This window comes from Candidatus Obscuribacterales bacterium (assembly GCA_036703605.1).
Lineage (GTDB): Bacteria > Cyanobacteriota > Cyanobacteriia > RECH01 > RECH01 > RECH01.
This window is the reverse complement of the sequence record DATNRH010000591.1, coordinates 1-1,195: the sequence shown is the minus strand read 5'-3', so window position 1 is coordinate 1,195 and position 1,195 is coordinate 1. Positions and strand designations below refer to the sequence as shown.

General features: G+C 50.0%; 1 protein-coding gene. It reads right to left on the bottom strand.

Going from position 1 to position 1,195, the window contains the following annotated elements:
* Positions 1 to 232 precede the first annotated feature (232 nt).
* Positions 233 to 1,006 (bottom strand): DUF1350 family protein, encoded by a 774-nt coding sequence (locus V6D20_12505; GenBank protein HEY9816601.1) that lies wholly within the window; start codon positions 1,004 to 1,006, stop codon positions 233 to 235.
* Positions 1,007 to 1,195 lie beyond the last annotated feature (189 nt).

Here is a 1,195-nt window from a genome sequence, read left to right as displayed (position 1 = left end):
AGCAGTGATAAAATTAAATTGCTGAGTTTCTGACCATAGCTCTTTGCGATGAGTTGTTCGCTTTATTTGCTCTTCCCATTTCCCCATACTAAGAAAACCTAATCATATAACTTGATTAATAGCGACACTATCCTAACTTACCCCATCAGGATCTTCAAGCAGTGCCAGCAAGAGCTTGATCAAGCTAACTTGCGGTTCGGTGATTTTTCCCTTGCTGCTTAGCATAATACTTCTAGAGCAATGCAGAAACCGGATCGAGCCAGAGCAGTAAATTACGCTTGAGATGATTAAAGTCTCGGTAGACCTCCTGCTTCACCAATTGCCCAAGGGCATCCAAGGGCGAAAACGCTGCGCTAGGCTGCCAGCGCACATCTTGTCCCAGCGGTGTGAGGTGATTGCCGGGCAAAATCTGCACCGTGGTGAAGTCCGGACAACATTGCTGCATCACCTGGCTGAGCGATCGCGTTTGGTCAATAGTATCTTGGGTAAACTTCACCAGCAGGTTGCGCTTCACGTGGTAATCTTCAGCTACCAAAGCTTCCGTTGCCTGCGGCGATGGCGTGAACTCCACATCCATTAAAGTCACTTGAGAAAATTGTTCCAAGAGGGGAATCGATCGCCGAGCGGGATAGTTGTTATAGGCCATCAAGATATTGCCGGCCCGCTCCTCGTCATAGAGACTGCCGATCAACAGGTGCAGCTTACAGCCCATACTATGACCCAGCCCATAAATCGGAATGTAGCGTTGCTGAAGCACCCGTGCTTGTAGATACTCAAGGGCGCGATCGAAGGCAAGGATGACCTGACGAGCGATCGCGGCATGGTCAAAGGTATTGACAAATGGTGTTGCTACAACCACATAGCCTTGCTCTGCCAACGACTCCAGCAGCATTCGGTAGGTTACCTGCGGAGCCGCCGCCACAAAAGCCCCACCCAAGAAATGGATGATCGCCTTCGGCCGCGGGGGAACGACTATCCAGTTTCCCGATACTTCTCGCCAGTCCATAGACCTCACTTAACCGAAATGTTACGTTTCTTCATTCTAGACAGGTTTTGGGAACGTTGCCGATGGTGTAAGTCTCCGCATAGCATACGGTCATCGTCTGTTTGCGAGTTGTCTCGCTCTAACGTCTGTGATTTTTCTCTCGTGGGCCAAGGAATTATTTCAGCAGATTCGGAAACGGGTGCGTCCGCC